Source organism: Haloferula helveola (genome assembly GCF_037076345.1).
In the GTDB taxonomy this organism is placed as follows: Bacteria; Verrucomicrobiota; Verrucomicrobiia; order Verrucomicrobiales; family Akkermansiaceae; genus Haloferula; species Haloferula helveola.
Window position 1 is genome coordinate 4,979,987 of the sequence record NZ_AP024702.1, and the last position, 19,714, is coordinate 4,999,700.

General features: G+C 59.9%; 9 protein-coding genes and 1 tRNA gene. 6 read left to right on the forward strand and 4 right to left on the reverse strand.

Annotation, left to right across the window (positions count from 1 at the left end):
• Positions 1–16 precede the first annotated feature (16 nt).
• The 4 genes from HAHE_RS18860 (at position 17) to HAHE_RS18875 (ending at position 9,520) form a co-directional block, all read left to right on the forward strand.
• Entirely contained in the window at positions 17–2,038 is a 2,022-nt protein-coding gene (locus tag HAHE_RS18860; RefSeq protein ID WP_338686651.1) for a site-specific DNA-methyltransferase, read from the forward strand.
• A 64-nt stretch (positions 2,039–2,102) separates the two neighbouring features.
• On the forward strand, positions 2,103–4,001 hold the full coding sequence (locus HAHE_RS18865) for a DUF262 domain-containing HNH endonuclease family protein (RefSeq protein ID WP_338686653.1): 1,899 nt from the start codon (positions 2,103–2,105) through the stop codon (positions 3,999–4,001).
• Between the two features lie 9 nt (positions 4,002–4,010).
• Entirely contained in the window at positions 4,011–6,377 is a 2,367-nt protein-coding gene (locus tag HAHE_RS18870) for a UvrD-helicase domain-containing protein (RefSeq protein WP_338686655.1), read from the forward strand.
• A gap of 8 nt (positions 6,378–6,385) precedes the next feature.
• Entirely contained in the window at positions 6,386–9,520 is a 3,135-nt protein-coding gene (locus tag HAHE_RS18875) for a type III restriction-modification system endonuclease (RefSeq protein ID WP_338686656.1), read from the forward strand.
• Positions 9,521–9,746: 226 nt separating this feature from the next.
• Here the strand turns inward: HAHE_RS18875 and HAHE_RS18880 are convergent.
• Both HAHE_RS18880 and HAHE_RS18885 read right to left on the reverse strand, forming a co-directional pair.
• Positions 9,747–9,822: transfer RNA gene (locus tag HAHE_RS18880), tRNA-Lys, on the reverse strand.
• Positions 9,823–9,882: 60 nt separating this feature from the next.
• Positions 9,883–10,959, reverse strand: coding sequence for a lactonase family protein (locus HAHE_RS18885; RefSeq protein WP_338686657.1), 1,077 nt, complete (start codon positions 10,957–10,959; stop codon positions 9,883–9,885).
• A 118-nt stretch (positions 10,960–11,077) separates the two neighbouring features.
• On the opposite strand from HAHE_RS18885, the gene gpmI reads away from it, so the two are divergent.
• The gene (gene gpmI, locus HAHE_RS18890; RefSeq protein ID WP_338686659.1) at positions 11,078–12,625 is read left to right on the forward strand and encodes a 2,3-bisphosphoglycerate-independent phosphoglycerate mutase; all 1,548 of its coding nucleotides are present in this window, start codon (positions 11,078–11,080) and stop codon (positions 12,623–12,625) included.
• 135 nt (positions 12,626–12,760) lie between these two features.
• Entirely contained in the window at positions 12,761–17,527 is a 4,767-nt protein-coding gene (locus HAHE_RS18895; RefSeq protein WP_338686661.1) for a ThuA domain-containing protein, read from the forward strand.
• A 13-nt stretch (positions 17,528–17,540) separates the two neighbouring features.
• Here the strand turns inward: HAHE_RS18895 and HAHE_RS18900 are convergent, their stop codons facing one another.
• Together HAHE_RS18900 and HAHE_RS18905 are read right to left on the reverse strand one after the other, a co-directional pair.
• Positions 17,541–18,179, reverse strand: coding sequence for a hypothetical protein (locus tag HAHE_RS18900; protein ID WP_338686663.1), 639 nt, complete (start codon positions 18,177–18,179; stop codon positions 17,541–17,543).
• A gap of 148 nt (positions 18,180–18,327) precedes the next feature.
• Positions 18,328–19,695: a ClpP family protease gene (locus tag HAHE_RS18905; protein WP_338686664.1), complete on the reverse strand. Its 1,368-nt coding sequence runs from the start codon at positions 19,693–19,695 to the stop codon at positions 18,328–18,330.
• Positions 19,696–19,714 lie beyond the last annotated feature (19 nt).

Genomic DNA, 19,714 nt, shown 5'->3' on the forward strand with positions numbered 1-19,714 from the left:
ACTCATCCTGCAAGCTATGGACAAACTCAAACTGCACACTCCGGACTTTGTGGAGGCCAACGCTGCGAAGCTGGCGGAGCTGTTCCCGAATTGCGTTACCGAAAGTCGGGCTGAGGATGGATCGATCAAGCGGGCCATCGACTTCGATCTGCTGCGACAGGAACTGTCCGGCGATCTGGTGGAAGGAGTTCAGGAACGCTACCGGCTGGATTGGCCGGGCAAGCGGGAGTCCTTGGCCCTCGCCAATGCCCCGATCACCAAGACCCTGCGGCCCTGCAAGGAGGAATCGGTGGACTTTGAAACGACCCGAAATCTCTACATCGAGGGCGACAACCTTGACGCCCTCAAGCTGCTCCAGGAGACCTACCTGAACCAAGTCAAGATGATCTACATCGACCCGCCCTACAACACCGGGAACGACTTCATCTACGACGACAACTTCTCGATGAGTAGGGAGGATTACGAGGATGAAGCTGGTGAACGTGATGAAGAGGGTAATGCGATGTTTGACGAGGAGAAATGGAAGCAGAACTCGAGTGCGAGTGGTCGCTTCCACTCTGAGTGGGTGTCAATGATGTACCCCCGCCTCAAGCTCGCACGAAACCTGCTTCAGGAAGATGGTGTAATCCTTGTTAGTATTGATGATGGGGAAGTCGCCAACCTTATCAAGATTGGGAACGAGGTATTCGGGGAGCAAAACTTCGTAGGGAACTTTGTGTGGGAAGGGGGGCGAAAAAACGACGCAAAGCTGGTGTCCAATAGTCATGATTTCATTTGTTGCTGGGTCAAATCACGGGATCTCCTGACAGAGAGAAATGTGCGGTGGCGGGAGCGGAAGGCTGGATTGGACGATATATACAAACAGGAATCGTTGATCCGGAAGAGAAACGGAAAGGACTTCGAGAAGTGTCGGGCTGATCTCAATGAATGGTTTCGCAGTCTTCCAAAGGACCACGGAGCTCTTCAACACAAGCACTTCAGTTATTTTGATCAGCGAGGGCTCTATGCTCCTGCAGACCTTCGGAGTCCAAATCCTCGTCCAAACCTCGTCTACGACTGGAAGGGATACAAGCCCCACAAGAATGGATGGGCATACGCAAAGGAGCGTATGGCAAGAATGGATGCGGAGGATCGGCTCCATTATCCAGCGTCCAGCGACGGTCGAATTGCCCTCAAGTCGTATCTCCATGAACACGAGACTTGGGCGCCCAGTTCGGTTTTTTACCAAGATCGTAGGGCTTCATCCAAGAGGCTTTCCCGGCTCTTGGGAAAAGGCGTGTTTCCATTTTCGAAGGACGAGAATGTCATCAAGAGATTCATAAAGAGCTGTGCAGCTGAAGACTCTCTTGTCGTGGATTTTTTCTCTGGGTCCGGGACTACTGCCCACTCAGTAATTCAGCTCAACGCTGAGGACGGAGGAAATCGGAGGTACATTGCAGTGCAGCTTCCTGAGCCGTGTGAAGAGAAGAGTGAAGCATTCAAAGCGGGCTACTCGACAATTTCCGACATTGGGAAAGATCGGATACGCAAAGCGGGTTCTCAGATTCGAGAAGGCCTTCAAGCCAGTCTCGACGGGGAGCTGAAGGATACCGAGAGACATCAGGAAATTACACGACGCATTCAGGATCTCGACATCGGCTTTCGCGTCCTGAAGATCGATAGCTCAAACATGGCTGACGTCTATTACCAGCCAGACGAGGTCACTCAAGATGGCCTCGATTTTCAGGTCGATAACCTGAAGGATGGGCGTGAACCCGAAGACCTCCTCTTCCAAGTTCTTCTGGATTGGGGGGTCGATCTCGGCCTGCCGATCACCGAAGAGGTGATCGAGGGCAGGCGTGTCTTCTTCGTGGCCGACAACGCGCTCGCCGCCTGCTTCGATACAGGGCTGACCGAGGACTTCTGCAAGACCCTCGCCAAGCGGGAGCCGCTGCGAGCCGTCTTCCGCGACGCCGGCTACGCCAGCGACTCCACCAAGATCAACATCGAGCAGATATTCAAGGCCCTCAGCCCCCACACCGAGCTCAAGACACTCTGACGCCATGGAGCCGATGCAGACCAGAGTACGGTGCGTCGGTGTTGTCGAATCATCCCCCGAATCCATGGAGAAAGAGGTGACGCTACCCCGATCGGACGAGTTCGAGATTCAGGCTCGAAGCTGCACCCTTTTCACGAACGACCGCGTTCCCCACGACGTTCTCTGGCGACCCGGAGTCCGCTACCGCGTACCGATTTTTCAGCGGCCATATTCATGGGGAATCGCCGAAGTGCATCGGCTGATGACGGATCTCCTGATGGGCTACTTCGGAAGGAACGGCCGGATTCCACGGGAACAGATGTTCATCGGGACGATGCAGCTCTCCGCTGCCGAGACCGGCTCATGGGGCGACTACGAGATTCAGCACGACATCATCGATGGCCAACAGCGGATCTCAACACTGATCCTGATCCTGAAGGCCCTTCAAGACCTGGTGCCCGAACTCTCGATTTGGCCGCGTCTGGATTTCCAAAAGCGTCTTACCACAGCCGTGAGCGGCAAGATCCAGCAAGACTACCTCCAGCGGGCTTTGGAAACCGGAGCCGATGACCTCAATGATTCCGCCGAACTCAACGCCTACCTCCGCAACCTTACCGGCATCAGGGACCAGATCAGGGATGACGATGAGTTCGACGCACTGAAGGCGGATATTGGCAGCTTTGTCGACTACCTCTGTTCCCGAGTTTACTTCGTGATCATCGAGACCCGGGCACCCCTCTCGAAGACCCTCCAGATTTTTGATGCGATCAATACGTCCGGCATGGAGCTGGATGGTGGGGACGTCTTCAAGATCCGCTATTTCGAGTTCCTCCGGAAGCGTGAGGGAGCAGCCGAGGAGGTCTTCCATGAGGTCTCCGCCCTGTACGAAAGGATTGATCGCGAGAACTCAAACCAAAAGCGGGCTGTCTTGGAAATTGGGGAAGTCCTCGCACTTGCCCAGCAGATCCTCATCACAGACCACGAACTGAGCAACGAGACCCGCTCTCTCGCAGGTACGACCTTCTTCGAGCGCCTGCTCGACGTTTCTCTCGGCCTCCAGAACTGGGAAAACTTTCAGCCCGACAAGTGTCGACAGGTGCGGTTGCCGCTCCGGTTCTTCAGCGACCTGATCGGGGTCCTCATCGAGTGGGACGCCCGCCTGAAGCAGTTCCGCCCGGAGGCCGACGCCATGATCTGGTTTATTTGGTGGAGCCGTTACGGCCGCTACCACTACCTGCCCGCCTACTTCCTGCACCGCTTCCGGGACCGTTCCGACCGGGACACCGTTGCCTTTCAAAGCGAACTGGAGGAGTTCGTCATCGAACTCGGGAAACTACTCGTGGTCTACAGCTTGAGGTACCAGCGGGTCACCAACGAAGGCAGGCAGAAGGCTCGTGAGCTGATGACCCTGATGTCCAGCAATGCCACCCATATCGAGCCGACAGACGTGATCGCCTACCTGCAGCTGGAGCGGGCGAAATGCTCCGGCGAGATCCGGGAGCGATTGTTGACCGATTGGATCGCCCATATTCCGAAAGCCAAGAATCTGGTCTGCCGCCTTGTCGCGATGTTCACCGAACTCGAAGTCGACTCCGAGCCGGAGAATCTCGGGGCGCTCCTGTTCGAGACACCCATCGACATCGAGCACATCGAATCCGCCAACCACAAGGATCCCATGGAGAGGGAGCGGATCCATCAGGATTGGGGAGCAGAGCTCCATCAGCTTGGCAACCTGACGGTCCTGGAATTTGACCTCAACCGGTCGATCGGCAACCACGACTATGCTACCGAGAAGCGGGCCCGCTATCTGGCAGAGAGCCGGTTCCGGTCCGTGCAGACCTTCGCCGAAGAGAATGCTGAATGGAACCAAGAGCGTGCCCGTGCCCGCCGCGAGGCTCTTGCGGAGCGGTTGACGGGGTATCTTTGCGGTCCTTCGCCCCGAGGCAAAGAGCAGAGGCCTGCCTCAGCGAGCGTCCCAGTTTAGTCTGATATCATGCGTGAAGTCATTTACATCGACCAAGCCGGATTCCGCGAATCCATGATGCGATTGCGGAAGAAGGGTGGAGCGTCCCAGCGGGCCTTCGACGAAGCCTGCCGGATTATCAAGTGCCTCGAGCTGGAGGCGGACGTCAGCAACAAGCTCACAAAGCACGGCGAGAGCCGGATCGATCACTGCATCAAGTACGATATCAGCAACGACGCCCACCGACTGGTCACGGTTCACACCAACAACTTCATCTACCTTCTTTTCATCGGCTCCCACGATGAGACGGAAAGCTGGTTGAACCGGAATCGTGGCCTGACCGTCACTTGCAACCCATCGACCCGCAGGATCACGGTGACCCACGTTACCCGGGACGAACCCCGCGAGACTCCCCAGGTCAGCATGGAGAACTTGACCGAGGCCAACCTGCCCTACCTGGAACGGATCGGCGTGGATCCGGCCGAATACGTGTCGCAGCGGGTGCTGGCACGGTCCCTTTCGCGGATCAATGACGATACCTCGGACGAAGAACTGGGGGAGCTTGTCGAAGATCTGAGTGACGTCGACAAAGCGATCTCAAACCTTATGCTCGACCTGCTTTTCGAGATTCGGGAGGGAAAGCTGGACGCTGCCGAGGCCAGGCTTGAGCAGTACCATGCCGAGGCCGTGGCCGTACAGGAACAGGAGGAACTCGAGAGGGAGGCCATCGCCTCCATCGAGAATTCCGAAAGGCTGATCAATTTGACCGGCCTCAACGAGGAACAGCTGAAGGATTTGTTCTCACCAGGAAAGTTCCACAAATGGATGCTCTTCCTCCATCCAGAGCAGAAGCGGGTCGCCGAGGCAAAGTATGAACGGCCCACCGTGCTGACCGGCGTTTCAGGGAGCGGCAAGACCTGTGTGCTCGTGCATAGGGCCCGTCAGCTTGCCCGCCGGTATCCTGGTGAACGGATCGGAGTCATCACGCTCAATCGGAGCCTTACCCGCCTGATCGACAATCTCATTTCCCAGCTCTGCACCGAAGAAGAGCGGGCCAACATCCACGTGACGGCTTTCTACGACTACTTTGCCGGCCTTGTGGAGCATTTTACTCCGGCCAAGGAGCTCGATCAGCTCAGGGATCTCGCTGCTGGCCACGACGAGAGCGACGACATACTTCGTGCAATCGATCGGGTGGACCCCAAGAGATTCGCCCGCGAATTCTGCCAGCTTTCAGGGGAGACGCTTGACGATACATGGGCCCTTTTCTGTGACCAAGATTCGGTTCGGACCCGGCTGACTTACTTCCGGGAGCACTTGTACAAGTACGACGACTGGGTCGACAGCCGGAAGTATCTCAGGGAGGAGTTCAGCCTGATACGAAGTGCGGTTCCGACCTCGAACCGGGTCAAAGGCTACCAAGAACTGGAACGGCACGGACGGGCGATCCGCTTCACGGACGCCGTGAAGAAAAACGTGCTCGAAATGCTGTTGCTCTACGAGGAAACCATGTTCACCGGCGGAATTCTTGACGAGCTGGGCCTCACCCTCGCCTTGGTTCCGCACCTCACCGAACTGAAGACCCTGCCGCCGGAGATGAGATTCCGGTGCCTCTTGATTGACGAGTTCCAGGATCTCTCAACGCGGGATTTGGCACTGCTTCGCCTCATTCCGACAGGCACCGACGACGGCTTCTTCCTGACCGGAGATACGGTGCAGCGGGTGATGGTGAAGGACCTTCGCCTCGGCGCGGTGGGTCTCGACATCATCAACTCCACCCGGGAGCGGATTCTGAAGAATTACCGGAATAGTCGACAGATTCTCGAAGCGGCCTCCTATCTGGCCAACGCCTATGGCAAAGAGGCGAAAGATCTCGGCGAGGACGTGGAGGTCCTCGACCCCGAGCTTGCGGTACGCGAAACCAGCTATCCGATGGCCGTGGAGTGCGAGGCAGGCAAAGATGTGAGCCGGGCTTGGGAGTATGCACGCGAATGTATCCAGACCGGAGCCGCAATACCGTGGTCGATTTGCATTGTGACCGCCAGTGAGGAGATATCACCCGCCGACATCATCGCAGCTTGCCCGGCGGACTTTCCTGTAAAGGCGGGCAAGATTACCGGCGACTATACTGAGCAGACGGATACGCTGAGCGTCGCTTCGATGGCGGACGTGAAGGGCTTCGAATTCTCACTCGTCCTCATCGTTGGATGCGGAGCGAAGCTGCTTCCCAGCAAGAACGGCTGCCAGAAGGAGTCGTGGCGGGAGGCTCTACGGCTCTACGTAGCGATGACCCGGGCCCGCGACGAAGTGCGGCTGTTTTACTCAGGAAAGCCGTCACCGTTCCTGGCGACGATGAACGAGGGCCTCTACTGGCAAGAACTTGGGAAGGAAAGCTGAGCCGATCGATGAAACTCCAATTCAAGCACAAGGAATACCAAGCCGCTGCGGTGGATGCCGTGGTCGATTGCTTCGCCGGCCAGCCGAAGGTTGAGGGCGTCGGCTACCGGCTCGATCCCGGCAAGATGGCTGCGAAGCAGACCCAATCGGAAATGGACTACGGCACCGAGGCCTTTCGCAACGCTCCGATCATGCTCGATGACGGACAGCTGCTGGAGAACATTCAGAAGGTCCAGCGGGGCCAGAACCTGCCACAGTCCTCGTCCCTGACCGAGTTTACGGTCATCGACGGCAAGAAGAACAAAAAGTCGGCGGTCAAGGCCTCATATCGGAAGGAAATCCTGGCTGCCTCGTCCCTCCACCTCGATGTAGAGATGGAGACGGGAACCGGGAAGACCTACTGCTACCTACGGTCGATGTTCGAGCTGAACCGCCGCTACGGCTGGAGCAAGTTCATCGTGGTGGTCCCGAGCATCGCCATCCGGGAAGGGGTCCAGAAGTCCCTCGAAATCACCGCCGAGCATTTCCTCCAGGACTACGGCAAGAAGGCCCGCTTCTTCACCTACGACTCGAAGCACCCACACAAGCTGGAGAGCTTCTCCTCCGACGGGGGGATCAACGTGATGGTCATCAACGTCCAGGCCTTCAATGCAACTGGTCAGGATGCCCGGCGGATCTATGAGGAGCTGGACGATTTCCAATCCCGCAGGCCGATCGATGTGATCAAGGCGAACCATCCGATTCTGATTCTCGACGAACCCCAGAAGATGGAGGGGAAAAAGACGATCGAATCCCTAAAGGAGTTCAACCCGCTCTTCATCCTCCGCTACTCGGCCACGCACAAAACCGAGCACAACAAGATCCACCGCCTCGACGCCCTCGATGCCTACAACCAGAAGCTGGTGAAGAAGATCCGGGTGCACGGTATCGCCCAGAAGGGCCTGAGCGGAACGGACTGCTACCTTTTCCTCGAGGCGATCGTGCCTGCCCAACCGAAGGCCTACGCCCGGCTCGAACACGAGGTAAGACTGAAATCGGGAGCGATCAAGCGAGTCGTGCGACGGGTCGGAAGTGGCTACAACCTCAAGGAGCAGTCTGGTGGCCTCCCACAATACGAAGGGTTCGTTGTCAGCGAGGTTGATGCCCATCATGACACCATTTCGTTCCGGAACGACCTGAAACTGGAGGTCGGAGCCGTCAGCGGGGACATCACCGAGTCCGCTCTCCGGCGGATCCAGATCCGCGAAACCATCCGGGCTCACTTCGAGGCCGAGAAGAAGCTCTTCGATCAGGGAATTAAGGTCCTGAGCCTCTTCTTCATCGATGAGGTGGCGAAGTACAAGCAGTACGACGACGATGGCAACGAGCTCGGCGGCGAGTACGCCACCGCCTTCGAGGAAGAATACGAGCAGGCGCTCAACGAGGAACTGGATCTCGAGGACAGCCCCTACCAGCGCTTCCTCAAGGAGATCACCGCGGCGGATACCCACAACGGCTACTTCTCCATCGATAAGAAGAGCAAGCGGCTGGTTGACCCGACGGTTAAGTCACGCGGCGAGGACGCCGGCACAGCGGACGACGTGGATGCCTACGACCTGATTCTCCGCGACAAGGAGACTCTCCTGTCGTTTCCGGGGCCGCACGATTCGGACCTCGACCGGCGGAAGAAGCAGGTGCGGTTCATCTTCTCCCACTCCGCCCTGCGGGAAGGTTGGGACAACCCGAACGTCTTCAACATCTGCACCCTCAAGCACAGCGATAGTACCATCTCCCGGCGACAGGAAGTGGGTCGGGGAATGCGGCTATGCGTGAACCAGCACGGCGAGCGGATGGATAACCCTGCGACCGCCCATCAGATCAACGTGCTGACGGTCATCGCCAACGAATCCTACGACGACTTCGTCCGTGGCCTGCAGGATGACATCAGGAACGGCCTTTCCGACCGACCACGGAAGGCAACCGAAAAGTATTTCACCGACAAGATCCTCAAGACCGAGGATGGCGAGATCAAGGTCACGCCGGCTATGGCGACCAAGCTTCACCGCTACCTCGTGAAGCAGGATTATGTCGATGACGATGACAATGTCACCGAGGCCTATCACATGGCCAAGAAGGAGGGCACGTTGGCCGAGCTTCCCGAGGAGTTGAGGGCCTATGCCGCCCAGCTCTTCCAGCTCGTCGATTCGGTTTACTCCGACGCCGCCCTGCCCGACATCGAGGACGGCCGGAAGGCCAAGCCGAACGTCCTCAACGAGAACTTCAAGAAGAAGGAGTTCCAGGACCTGTGGGAGAAGATCAACCGGAAGGCAGCTTACACCGTTGACTTTGACAGCGATGAGCTGATCGCGAAGTCCATCAAGGCTCTCGACAAGGACCTGCGGGTCGAAGAGCTGCGGTTCCAAGTGGTACGCGGCGAACAGGAGGACACCATCGCCCACGAGGACCTTGCTGCCCGCGATAGCTTCAAGGTGAAGGAGCGGGAGACGGAGTACATGAAAGGCTCCATTAGGGCGACCGTGAGTTACGACCTGATCGGCGAGATGGCCGAGCGGACCCAGCTGACCCGCCGAACCGTGGCCGCCATCCTCAAGGGCATCAACGTTGCTGTATTCGGCCGTTTCAAGGCCAACCCTGAGGCGTTCATCAGCAAGGCCGCTACCCTCATCAAGGAGCAGAAGGCCACCATGATCATCGAGCACCTCGCCTACGACCCGATCGACGAGCGCTACGATTCGACGATCTTCGCCGTGGAGAAGGCCAAGGAGGACTTCTCAAAGGCCTACAAGGCCAACCATCACATCTACGACTACGTCTTCACCGACTCCAAGGTTGAGAGGGAGTTCGTTGAGGAGCTGGACACGAGTGCCGAGGTGGTGGTCTACGCCAAGCTCCCCCGTGGTTTCGCCATCCCGACCCCCGTCGGCGACTACAACCCCGATTGGGCGGTGGTCTTTGACTCGGGCAAGGTCCGGCATGTCTATTTCATCGCCGAGACCAAGGGATCGATGTCCAAGCTCGAGATCCGGCCGATCGAAGAATCGAAGATCGACTGTGCCCGGAAGTTCTTCGCCAAGATCTCCACCGACCAAGTAAAATACGATAAAGTCGACAGCTACGACGAGCTCCTGAAGCTGGTCAGGTAGGGGCGGGGTGAGGGAGGTGCGGGAAGTGGGGAGACCAGCCGGAGCACTCGTGGAGTTTGCTCCATGGCCCGTTTCAGTTAACGAGGCTCGGATTCCCAGATTCTGTAACCAAGTGTAACCACTTTTGGTTACAGAATCATGCGTTTCCACGCATCTTCGTGCCCTGACCCCCGAAACGAGAAATCCCCGCAACCATTTGAGTTGCAGGGATTTCCGTCTGAAAAGCTGGTACCCCGTCTTGGACTCGAACCAAGGACCAAAAGATTAAGAGTCTTCTGCTCTACCAACTGAGCTAACGAGGCATTACCGCCGGAGCGGGCGGGAAGGAGATACCCTGCGCGGGACGGGTGTCAACCCGGAAATCAGGCGTCCACGGGCAGAAAAAGCACGCAGATCGGGGAGGGGACCGAGACGGTGTTTCCGGTGCCCTTGAGTTCTCCGGTCTCTGGATCGAAGGCGAAAACGTGGATGTCGTTCGAGTCCTGTCCGGCTACGAGGACCCAACGCCCGCCCGGGGCAATCTTGAAGTGGCGGGGGATCTTCGCGCCGGCGGGCACGATCGCCTTTCGCTCAAGGCTTCCGTCCTCGGCGTCAAAGCGGAACACCACGATCGAGTCGTGGCCTCGGTTTGACGCAAGGACCCACTTGCCTGTCGGGTCGACCTCGATCTCGGCGGTGGTGTTCTGACCTTCCCAGTCGTCAGGGAGTGTGGATGACCGGCTGGTGCTGGTGAGCTTGCCGCCATCCACTCGATACGCTTCGGCCACGGACGAGAGCTCGTGGATGGCGAAGGCGAACTTGCCGTCAGGCGAGAAGGTCAGGTGCCGCGGGCCGTCGCCAGGTTGGGCTTTAACGAAAGCCGGCTCGGACGGTTTCAGTCCGGAATCGCCGTCGGTCCGATATAGCATCACCCGGTCGGTGCCGAGGTCCGGGACCGCGAGAAGATCGCCGAGAAAGTGAGCTCCGTGGGCATGCGGTGCGGTTTGCCGCTGGGGGTGCGCGCTCGATCCCTCGAACTGGATCACAGCGCCCAGCTTCTTGAGCGAGCCATTCTCTGCGAGTGGGAACCACGAAAGCGTGCCGTCTCCGTAGTTGGCCACGGCAAGGAGCTTGCCGCCGGGATCCACTTCGAGGTGGCAAGGATTGGTTCCTTGGGTCGAGAAGCTATTCAGCAGCTTGAGGGATCCGTCTTTCCCGTAGCTGTAGGCCGCGGCGGCGTTCTTGCCGGTCGCGTAAACCACCGGCTTGTCCGGGTGGAGGGCGAGAAATCCGGGGTTCTGCGCCAAGGCGACCAACCGGACGTCGGACAGCTTGCCCGTCGAATCGTCGAAATCGGCGGCGTAGATGCCTTTCGACTCACCGTTGGTCCGGGTGCCGATCAGGACCGGGGTCGCGGCGGAGACGGCGGCGGATGCGAGCAGCAGGAGGATGGATTTCATGGGTGAGGAAACGTCGGCGGACGGGCGATGTATCAGCGCATCGTGTCAGGGACGGATGCGGCATTTGAACGGCTTGTCACTGGACCTCGGCACGGGTGGGGGTTAAACGCGGCGCGTCATGGCAAAGAAACCGGTGGTGCTCATCATTCGCGACGGCTGGGGTGTGAATCCAGGTGGCAAGGAAACGGCCGAGAAGGACGGCAACGCGACCTTGCTCGCGGATACCCCGTTTCACGACGACATGATGGGCAAGTATCCCAAGGGTTTCCTCAGTGCCTCCGGGATGGATGTCGGTTTGCCTGACGGACAGATGGGCAATTCCGAGGTCGGGCACCTGAATCTCGGTGCGGGCCGGATCGTGTATCAGGACCTGACGCGGATCAACAAGGCGATCGAGGACGGCAGTCTCGAGAGCAACGAGACTTTCCAAGCCGCGATGAAAGCGGCCAAGGCGCGCGGCAAGCGGCTTCACTTCATCGGACTCGTGTCGGATGGCGGAGTTCACAGTCATCAGGACCATCTTTGCGCGATGGTGGAAATGGCGAACCGCGCCGGAGTGAAGGACATTCTCGTTCACGCGATCACCGATGGCCGTGACACTTCGCCGACCGCCGGAGCCGGATACATTTCGGAAGTCGAGGACCGCATCGCCAAGTTCGGGGGCCGGATCGTGACGGTGGTCGGTCGCTACTACGCGATGGACCGCGACAAGCGATGGGAGCGTGTGAAGCTGGCATGGGACGCGATCGTCCATGGCAAGGGCGAGGATAAGGAAGTGCTCGCTTCCGAGGCGGTTGCCGAGATGTACGCTGCGGACAAGACGGACGAGTTCCTGCTGCCGATGGTCTTCGGCGAAGCCAACAAGCAACGGATCCGCAGTGGCGATGTCGTGCTGTTCTTCAACTTCCGCGCCGACCGCGCGCGGCAGCTCTCTGAGGTTTTCCTGCACCAGGGACGCTTTACCGATTTCAAGGCAGGACGTCGTCCGAACGTGAACTACGTCACGCTCACCGAGTACGACGCCGAGTACGACTGCGATGTCATCTTCCCTCCGGAGGAACTTGAGAAGGTTCTTGGCGAGGTCGTTTCCGCAAAGGGCAAGCAGCAGCTGCGGATCGCGGAGACCGAGAAGTATCCGCACGTCACCTACTTCTTCAACGGAGGCGTCGAGAAGAGTTTCAAGGGCGAGGACCGTGTGATCATTCCGTCACCGAAGGATGTTGCCACGTATGACCTGAAGCCCGAAATGAGCGCGGACGAGGTCACGGAGACGGTCGTGTCGAAGCTGAAGGATTACGACATGGTGATCCTCAACTTCGCCAACCCGGACATGGTCGGTCACACCGGTGTCGTCGAAGCGGCGATCGCGGCGTGCGAAAAGATCGATGCCGGCGTGAAGGCCGTCGTCGAGGAAACCCTGAGACTCGGTGGCAAGCTGCTGATTACCGCCGATCACGGGAACTGCGAGTTCATGGTCAATGCCGACGGCTCGCCGAACACCGCCCACACGACCAATCTGGTCCACGCGTTCTACGTTGCTGACGACGCGGAAGGTGTCTCGGTTCGGGACGGGATCCTTGCGGATGTCGCCCCGACCCTGCTTGATATGATGGGCGTGGCGCAGCCTTCCGAAATGACCGGGAAGTCGCTTCTGGAGCGGGGTTGACGGGTGGGGGAGTGCCCGCAGGGGCACGCGATCGCGTGAGGTGGGGGAGTTGGCAGATTGCCGAGGTTGGGATATCGTCCCCCCGCCGGGCGGCATAAATGCTGCTGCCTATTCCGCGTCACCCCCCTCCCACCCATGTCCCTTTGGATTCGTCGGCTGTCCCGACTGATCTGTGCCTTGCTGGTCACCGGCTTCGCACAGGCGGAGATTCGTGTGCTTCTCATTGAAGGTGCGAGCAATCACGACTGGGAGCGTCGAATCTCGATTCTCGAATCGATCGTCTCGCGAGACGGCGGCATTTCGATGGACGTCACGGTGCCGCCCGCCGATGCGGGTGATCCGGGATGGGCGACGTGGGAGCCCGATTTTGCGAGCTACGATGTCGTGATTTCCGGCTACCGTGGGGACAATGGTTCACCCGATTGGCCTGCCGCTGTGAAGACGGCGCTGGTGGGGTTCGTCAATGGCGGCGGCGGCTTGATGGTTTTCCACGAAGCGCTGCAGGGATTTCCGAACTGGACGGAGTATCAGTCGATGATCGGACTCAGCACGGAGTTCGGGCAGCCGGGGACCGCGGTCGAGATTGCGGGAGATGGGAGTCTGATCTTCCACGCTCCGGGAACCGGAGGTGCGACCGCCCACGGCGCTCAGACGGACTCTCTGGTCACACGGCTCGGCAGTCATCCGATCCACGCGGGTCTTCCGGTGTCGTGGATGGCGGCGAATCTCGAGGTTGTCCGCTATCCTCGCGGTCCGGCTGCCAACCTGAGCATTCTTTCCTACGCCACCGACCCCGATCCGCCTGTGGGTGATCCTGCGCAGAACTGGCCGATCGAGTGGACCGTTGATTACGGAACCGGTCGCGTCTACGCGTCGACCTTCGGGCACATCTTCGACTTCGAAGACGAGCCGGAGGGGATGCGTTGCGCGGCGTTCCAAGAGATTTTTGTCCGGGCGATCAAGTGGCTGGCGGGAGACGTTCCGCCGTCGACCGTGCCCGTGGACTTCCCCGGCACGACGGAGACCTCCCTGCGGCCCTACTCGGAAGGATTCGCGGCGTTTGGTGGGGCGGTGCCGGTCGGGCCCTATGCCGATGGTGTCTTGCCGAACTCCTCGATCGTGCCGACGGGCTATGAGATCGTGCCGGCGTTCCCAAATCTTGCCTGGGATTCTCCCATCGACGCCCGGCCTTGGCCGGGAGCCCCGGGTGAGTTGATGGTCGTCGAGATGGACGGCCGGTTTTACCGGGTGGCGGACGATGACGCCACGAAGACCAAGCAGCTGGTGCTCGATATCCAGGACCGCGCTTGGTACATGAACTGGGACAGCGGCTCGGATCCGCCGGACATTCTCGCCCACAAGCATGGCGGGGTGATGTCGTGCGCCTTTCACCCATTGTTCGGCACCGGAGCGGGGAAGGATGAGTTGTATGTCTTCTACCTCAATCATCCGACAGATTCGCCGGGAGCGAGCCCACCGTATTTCCAGCGGGTGAGTCGGTTCTTCTGGGATGAGATGACCGGCGCCTTCGAGCTCGATGGCGGAGGGCCGCTGCCGCGCGAGGAGATCCTGATCCAGCAATACGACACGGTGAAGGGACACGACGGAGGCAGCCTCGTCTTCGGGCCGGAAGGGTTTCTCTATATCACCTTTGGCGACGAAGGAACCGCCAGCGAGGACGCCGGCCCGCATGTCCAGAAGATCGACGACCGGCCACGCTCGGGGGTCTGGCGGATCGATGTGGACGAAACCGGTGGCTCGGTTTCGCATCCGATTCGTCGGCAGCCGGCGAAGGCGTCGCCTTCCCACGATTCCTACACGCAGAACTACTACATTCCCAGTGACAATCCTTGGGTGGATGCCGGCTTCGATCCGATGATTGATCCGGAGGCCGATGCGCTTGAGGAATTCTATGCCATCGGATTGCGGGAGCCGCACCGGATGAGTTACGATTCTGTGGAAGACCGGTTTTGGATCGGTGACGTCGGAGCGAATACCATCGAGGAGGTGGATGTGCTCGACGGTCCCAGTGGGACGGTCGGCCTGAACTTCCAGTGGCGTTACAAGGAAGGCAGCATCACCGGCTTCGGAAGTGTGCCGTCGCCGATCATCGGCACCGAGCGCGGTCCGGTTCACGAGTATGACCACGGAACCGGAACATGCATCATCGGCGGCATGGTTTACCGCGGCGTCGCCATGCCGGAGCTGCAGGGCAAGTACCTGTTCGGCGACAACGGTACGCAGAAAATCTACTCGCTAGAATACGACGACACCGGCGGGGTGGTGACCGAGATCGCCGTTGAGGAAGTGGGGACGGCCCGCGAGGGAGTGATCTGGGTGGGGCTCAGCTCCTTCGGAGTCGACTCTTCCGGGGAGCCTCTGGTTCTGCAGATGGGCGGCGGTGTCACAGGCGGAGGTTTGATTTCCCGGATTCAGCCGGCGGGAACCGCTTCGACGCTTGAGTGGGAATATCCGGCACTGCTTTCCGAGACCGGTCTTTTCACCGACCTTGAGAACCTCGTCCCTGCGGATTCGATGATCCCTTACGAGGTCAATGCACCTCTCTGGAGTGCGGGAGTTTCAAAGAAGCGCTGGGTGATGATTCCCAACGACGGGGTGCCGAGCGACGCGTCAGAGCGGATCACCTACAGCGAGAACCAGTCCTGGCAATTCCCGTTCGGAACCGTGTTCGTGAAGCACTTCGAACGCCCCGACGATGGAGCGCCGTTGGAAACCCGGGTGATGGTGCACGGTGTCGATGGCTGGGGTGGAGTGACCTACCGGTGGCGTCCCGACGGACTGGAGGCGGACCTGCTTGAGGAAGGCGGGGAGGAGATGCTCACACTGGAGGGTGAGACGTTTCCCTACCTCTACCCGGCAAGAAACCAGTGCATGCTCTGCCACACTACGGCGGCCGGCTCGGTGTTGGGTTTCCGCACGCGACAGCTGAATGCGAGTATCGAGTATCCATCCGGTCTTGTCGGCAACCAGATCGAGGCTCTGAGCGCGGCGGGATTCATTGAGGAAGTCATCAAAGAGGAAGATCTTGTCGGAGCGCTGACGTCGGCGGGGTTTGATGATGGCTCGGTCGACCTGACCCACCGGGTGCGATCCTACCTCGACAGCAACTGTTCCCATTGCCACCAGCCTTCCGGGAGCTCGCGTGCCTTCTTCGACGCGCGCCTCACGACTCCTCTGGAGAATCAGGGAATCCTTTGTGGCCCCGTGATCGAGTCGCTCGGGCTCGATGCGCCCGCGGTGGTGAAGCCCGGAAGCCTCGAGAATTCGGTCCTGTTCCAGCGGGTGCACTCCATGGATCCCAGTATCTCGATGCCGCCGCTTGCCAAAGGTCGGATCGACGACGAAGCCGTGGTCGAGTTAGCCGCTTGGATCCTCGGGATGACGCCCGATGCTTGCACCAATGCCCAAAGTTTCTACGAGGGTGGTGCGATGGGTAATGTCACTTCGACCGGAGTTGCCGGGAGTGATGCATGGCAGACGAACATCGTGATCGACGAGAGCTCGACCTACACCAACACCAGCGGTGCTCCGATCATTGTTTCGCTCGGCGACTTTCAGTTCGAGGCGTCGGTCTCCGGCGATCCGGTCACGCCGTTCGTGGTGCGGGTGAACGGCGACAACGACTTCACCGTGTTGGCGGTCGGAACGAGTCGGAGCGGGTATGCGATTGGTGCGAACGAGTATCCGTTCTCCGATATTGCAGATGAGGTCGTGTTGCAGCCGGGTGAGGTGCTCGCCGCCGGATTCCTTGATGCGATTGTGGACGGAAGTGGTGGATCGGGAGGCGAAGTGGTGGTTTGGAGCGATGGCGGTTCCGAGGTTTGGCACGGCGGCGGACCGGATGAATCGGATGCGGGTTCGGTGGCCGTCGGGCTGGCGCCGGATCCAGGCGGCAACCTGCTCACGAACCAGAACCGCGACTACCGGTTCTCGATCGATTACGCGGTCACATCGCTGCAACTCGGTGTTGGAACCGAGTATCCCGGGTTCCAAGCGGCGGACGGAGCCCCTTCGAACTTCGTCATCAACCTGAGCGACACCTTTACCAACAATACGTCAGAGACCCTGAAGGTGAGCGTGGACCGTTTCCGTTTCCGGACGACCCGCGTGACCGATCCACTCACGCCCTTCGTCGTTCGGGTCAACGGTCCGGATGATTTCACCGTGATCGCGGTCGGCGAGTCGCAGGTGGTTTACGCAGTCGGGCTGAATGATGTTCCGTTCACAGGCTCCACCTCGCTGATTTCGGTCGCACCGGGAGAAACGGTGGCGGCGGGCTTCGTCGACTCGTTCGCCGATGGATCCGGAGGAGACTCGCAAGGGTCGATGGCCTACGTCGAAGGGGGATCGACCAACTACTACCGTTACCACTTCCCGGACCATGTGGGTGCAACCTTGGAACTCGGCCAAGCACCGATCGTGCCGCATCCCTACGGGGCATCCCAAGGGCCTCGCAGCTATCTGTTCTCGTTGTCGATCGGATTCGGCGGCAACGAGGATGAGGACGGTGATCTGCTTCCCGACTCGTGGGAGCTGGTCTACGTCGACGATCTCTCCGAGCTCGGTCCCGGTGATTCGGATGGCGACGGAGCGACCGATGCGGAAGAGCTTGAGGCCGGAACCGATCCGACCGACCGGGAGAGCCGGTTCGAGGTGATCGAGGTTACCCCGTCACCCGGTGAGGGAGCGGTGGTGAACTTCCGTTCGATTCCGGGGCGGGTCTACGCGATCTCTTGGTCGACCGACTTTGGCACCTGGACGGACGCGGGCAGGGTTGAGGCGTCGGACTGGCCCGCGCAGTCCACGCAGGCACTGATTCCGTCCGCCAGTCTTCCCGGTGATCCGCCGCAGCGACTTTTCGTCAGGGTGAGCACTCCCTGATGTCGGTCGCGGGTTAGGCCCAAGGCGCGGTCATGAAGAGAGCCAGCACCAAAACCACGGTGGCGGCGATGCCGGCGACGGCGACGAGCGTACGCTGCTGGAGCTTTTGGTAGTCGCGGGCCATTTCCTTCTCGGACTCCGCCATGCGATCGAACAGCGACTCGAAGCGTGCGGTCACGTCCTCCATGCGCTCACCGACCCGGGCAACGGCGCCGGCGGTATCGGTCTGGCTCTTGCGAACGCCTTCCAGCGTCTGGTCCACGTGATCGATCGAGTTCGTCAGGCGGTCGCTGACCTTCTCCGAGCGCTCCATGTGTTCGTTGAGCGAGGACAGCCCCATGGAAATCTCCTTCTGTCCCTTGCTGATGTCCTCGATCCCGCGAATCACCGGCATCGGATCGATTTCCATCGATGGCGACGACGAACTCTCGGATGCATCCAGCCGCTCGTTGAGCTTCTCAAGGGTCTCGACCAGACGATTGTGCTCGGCCCGAAGATCCTCCATCAGGCGGCGGCGCTTGCCCAGCCACTGCCGACGGGGACGGTCGCTGCGGGTGAAGGGATTCCACCAGCGGCGTGTCTTGGCGGCGGGATCGCTTTCCGGAGTGTCGAGATCGATGGGGGCGTTCTGGTCAAGGGTGTGGGTGCTCATGGGATGGTAAACAACGTTACGTATCCAAATTATCAACATTTCTTAACTATTCAAGGGGTCGTTCGGCGAATCTTTTCGGATCACCGGACGGGTACGCAAAAACGGCGGAGCCCGGTAAGGGCTCCGCCGTGGGAAAGTCGGACCGCATTCAGCGGAGGCGGTAGTAGCCGTCCGGATTGTAGATGAAGTAGACGTCTTTCGGGTTGATGCGCGGGAGGTACATCACCGGGCGTCCGTCCTCGTCGAGCGTCGCCTCCATGACCGGGGGGCCGGTCTGAACCGAGGCGGTGGGAGTCGCGGCGGGAGCGCTGCGGGCGGCATCCGGGCTGCGGAGGAAGGACGTCTCGTCGATGCCCTGCACGATGTGGTTCACCCACTTGAGCTTCTGGGCCTCGACACCGAACTCGCTCCAGTCACCGCTGGTCGACTGGGCATACATCTTCTTGATGAACTCCTCCTTGGTGATGCCCATCTTGTCGGCGATCGGGGTTGCGAGGCGTTCCCACCAGCGCTGGCTTTCCTTCAGGAATTCCTCCTGCTGGGTCAGGTTGAGGCGGCCGAACACCGTCGCACTGATTTGGTGGTGAAGCATCACCGCGTTCGGATAGCAGTAGGACTCCTCGGCGAGGGTGGTGATGGCGGCGGCCATCGAGGCGGCGAACGATTTCACCACGACATGGATCGGGGCGTCGCTGGCTTCCATCGCCTTCAGGATCCGGTAGCCGGCCATGACCGAGCCCCCCGGCGACTCATCGATGACGATGAAGATCGGGTGCTCGCGGTTCTGGTTGTTGAAGTAGTGGATCCGATCGGTGATGTAGTCGGCGGTCGAGCCGCTGATGGCGCCATTGAGCGCGATCCGGCGGTCGGAAATGACCAGCGTGCCGTCGGCCTTCAGCGGCTTCTTGAGGTACTCGGGCTTGGCGTCGGCGTAGGTCTTGCGCTTCTCGGCCATCTCGAACTCCTGAATCTGGTTCTGGAGTTTGGTGATCTCGATGCCGCTCTCGGCCTGGACGGCCTTGAGTTCATTGGTGAGCATCTCGGCGCGGGCCTTGGCGATGTTCGCTTCGCGGGCGAGGCGTGCGGCTTCGACCTCCATTTTGGCGGCCTGGGCTTCGTCATCCGCCTTGCGCTTCATCGCGGCGAACGACATCCGCTCGGCGATGAGTTCCTTTTCGGCCTTCAGGCGGGCGACTTCGGAACGCAGCTTGGCAGTCTCCTTCTTGACCCGCTCGTCAGCGAGGGCGTTTTCGAGGGCCAGGCGGGCCTGCTCCTCTTTCATCTGCTCCTCACGGTTCTTCTTCGGGGCCGGCTTGTCGGTCTTGGCCTCCTTTTTCGGAGCTTCGGCCGATTTCGGGGCCTTCTTGGCAGGCTTCTTTTCGTCGGCCTTCTTCTCGACCTTGATTTCCACCGGTGGGGTGGTCGCAGCGGAGGGTGAGGCCGAGTTTTGCTGGGCGCAAAGGGTGCCAGCGAGGGCAAGGCCAAGCAGGGCGGAGCGGGTGACAGTGGTTTTCATACGTTGGGACTGGGAATAC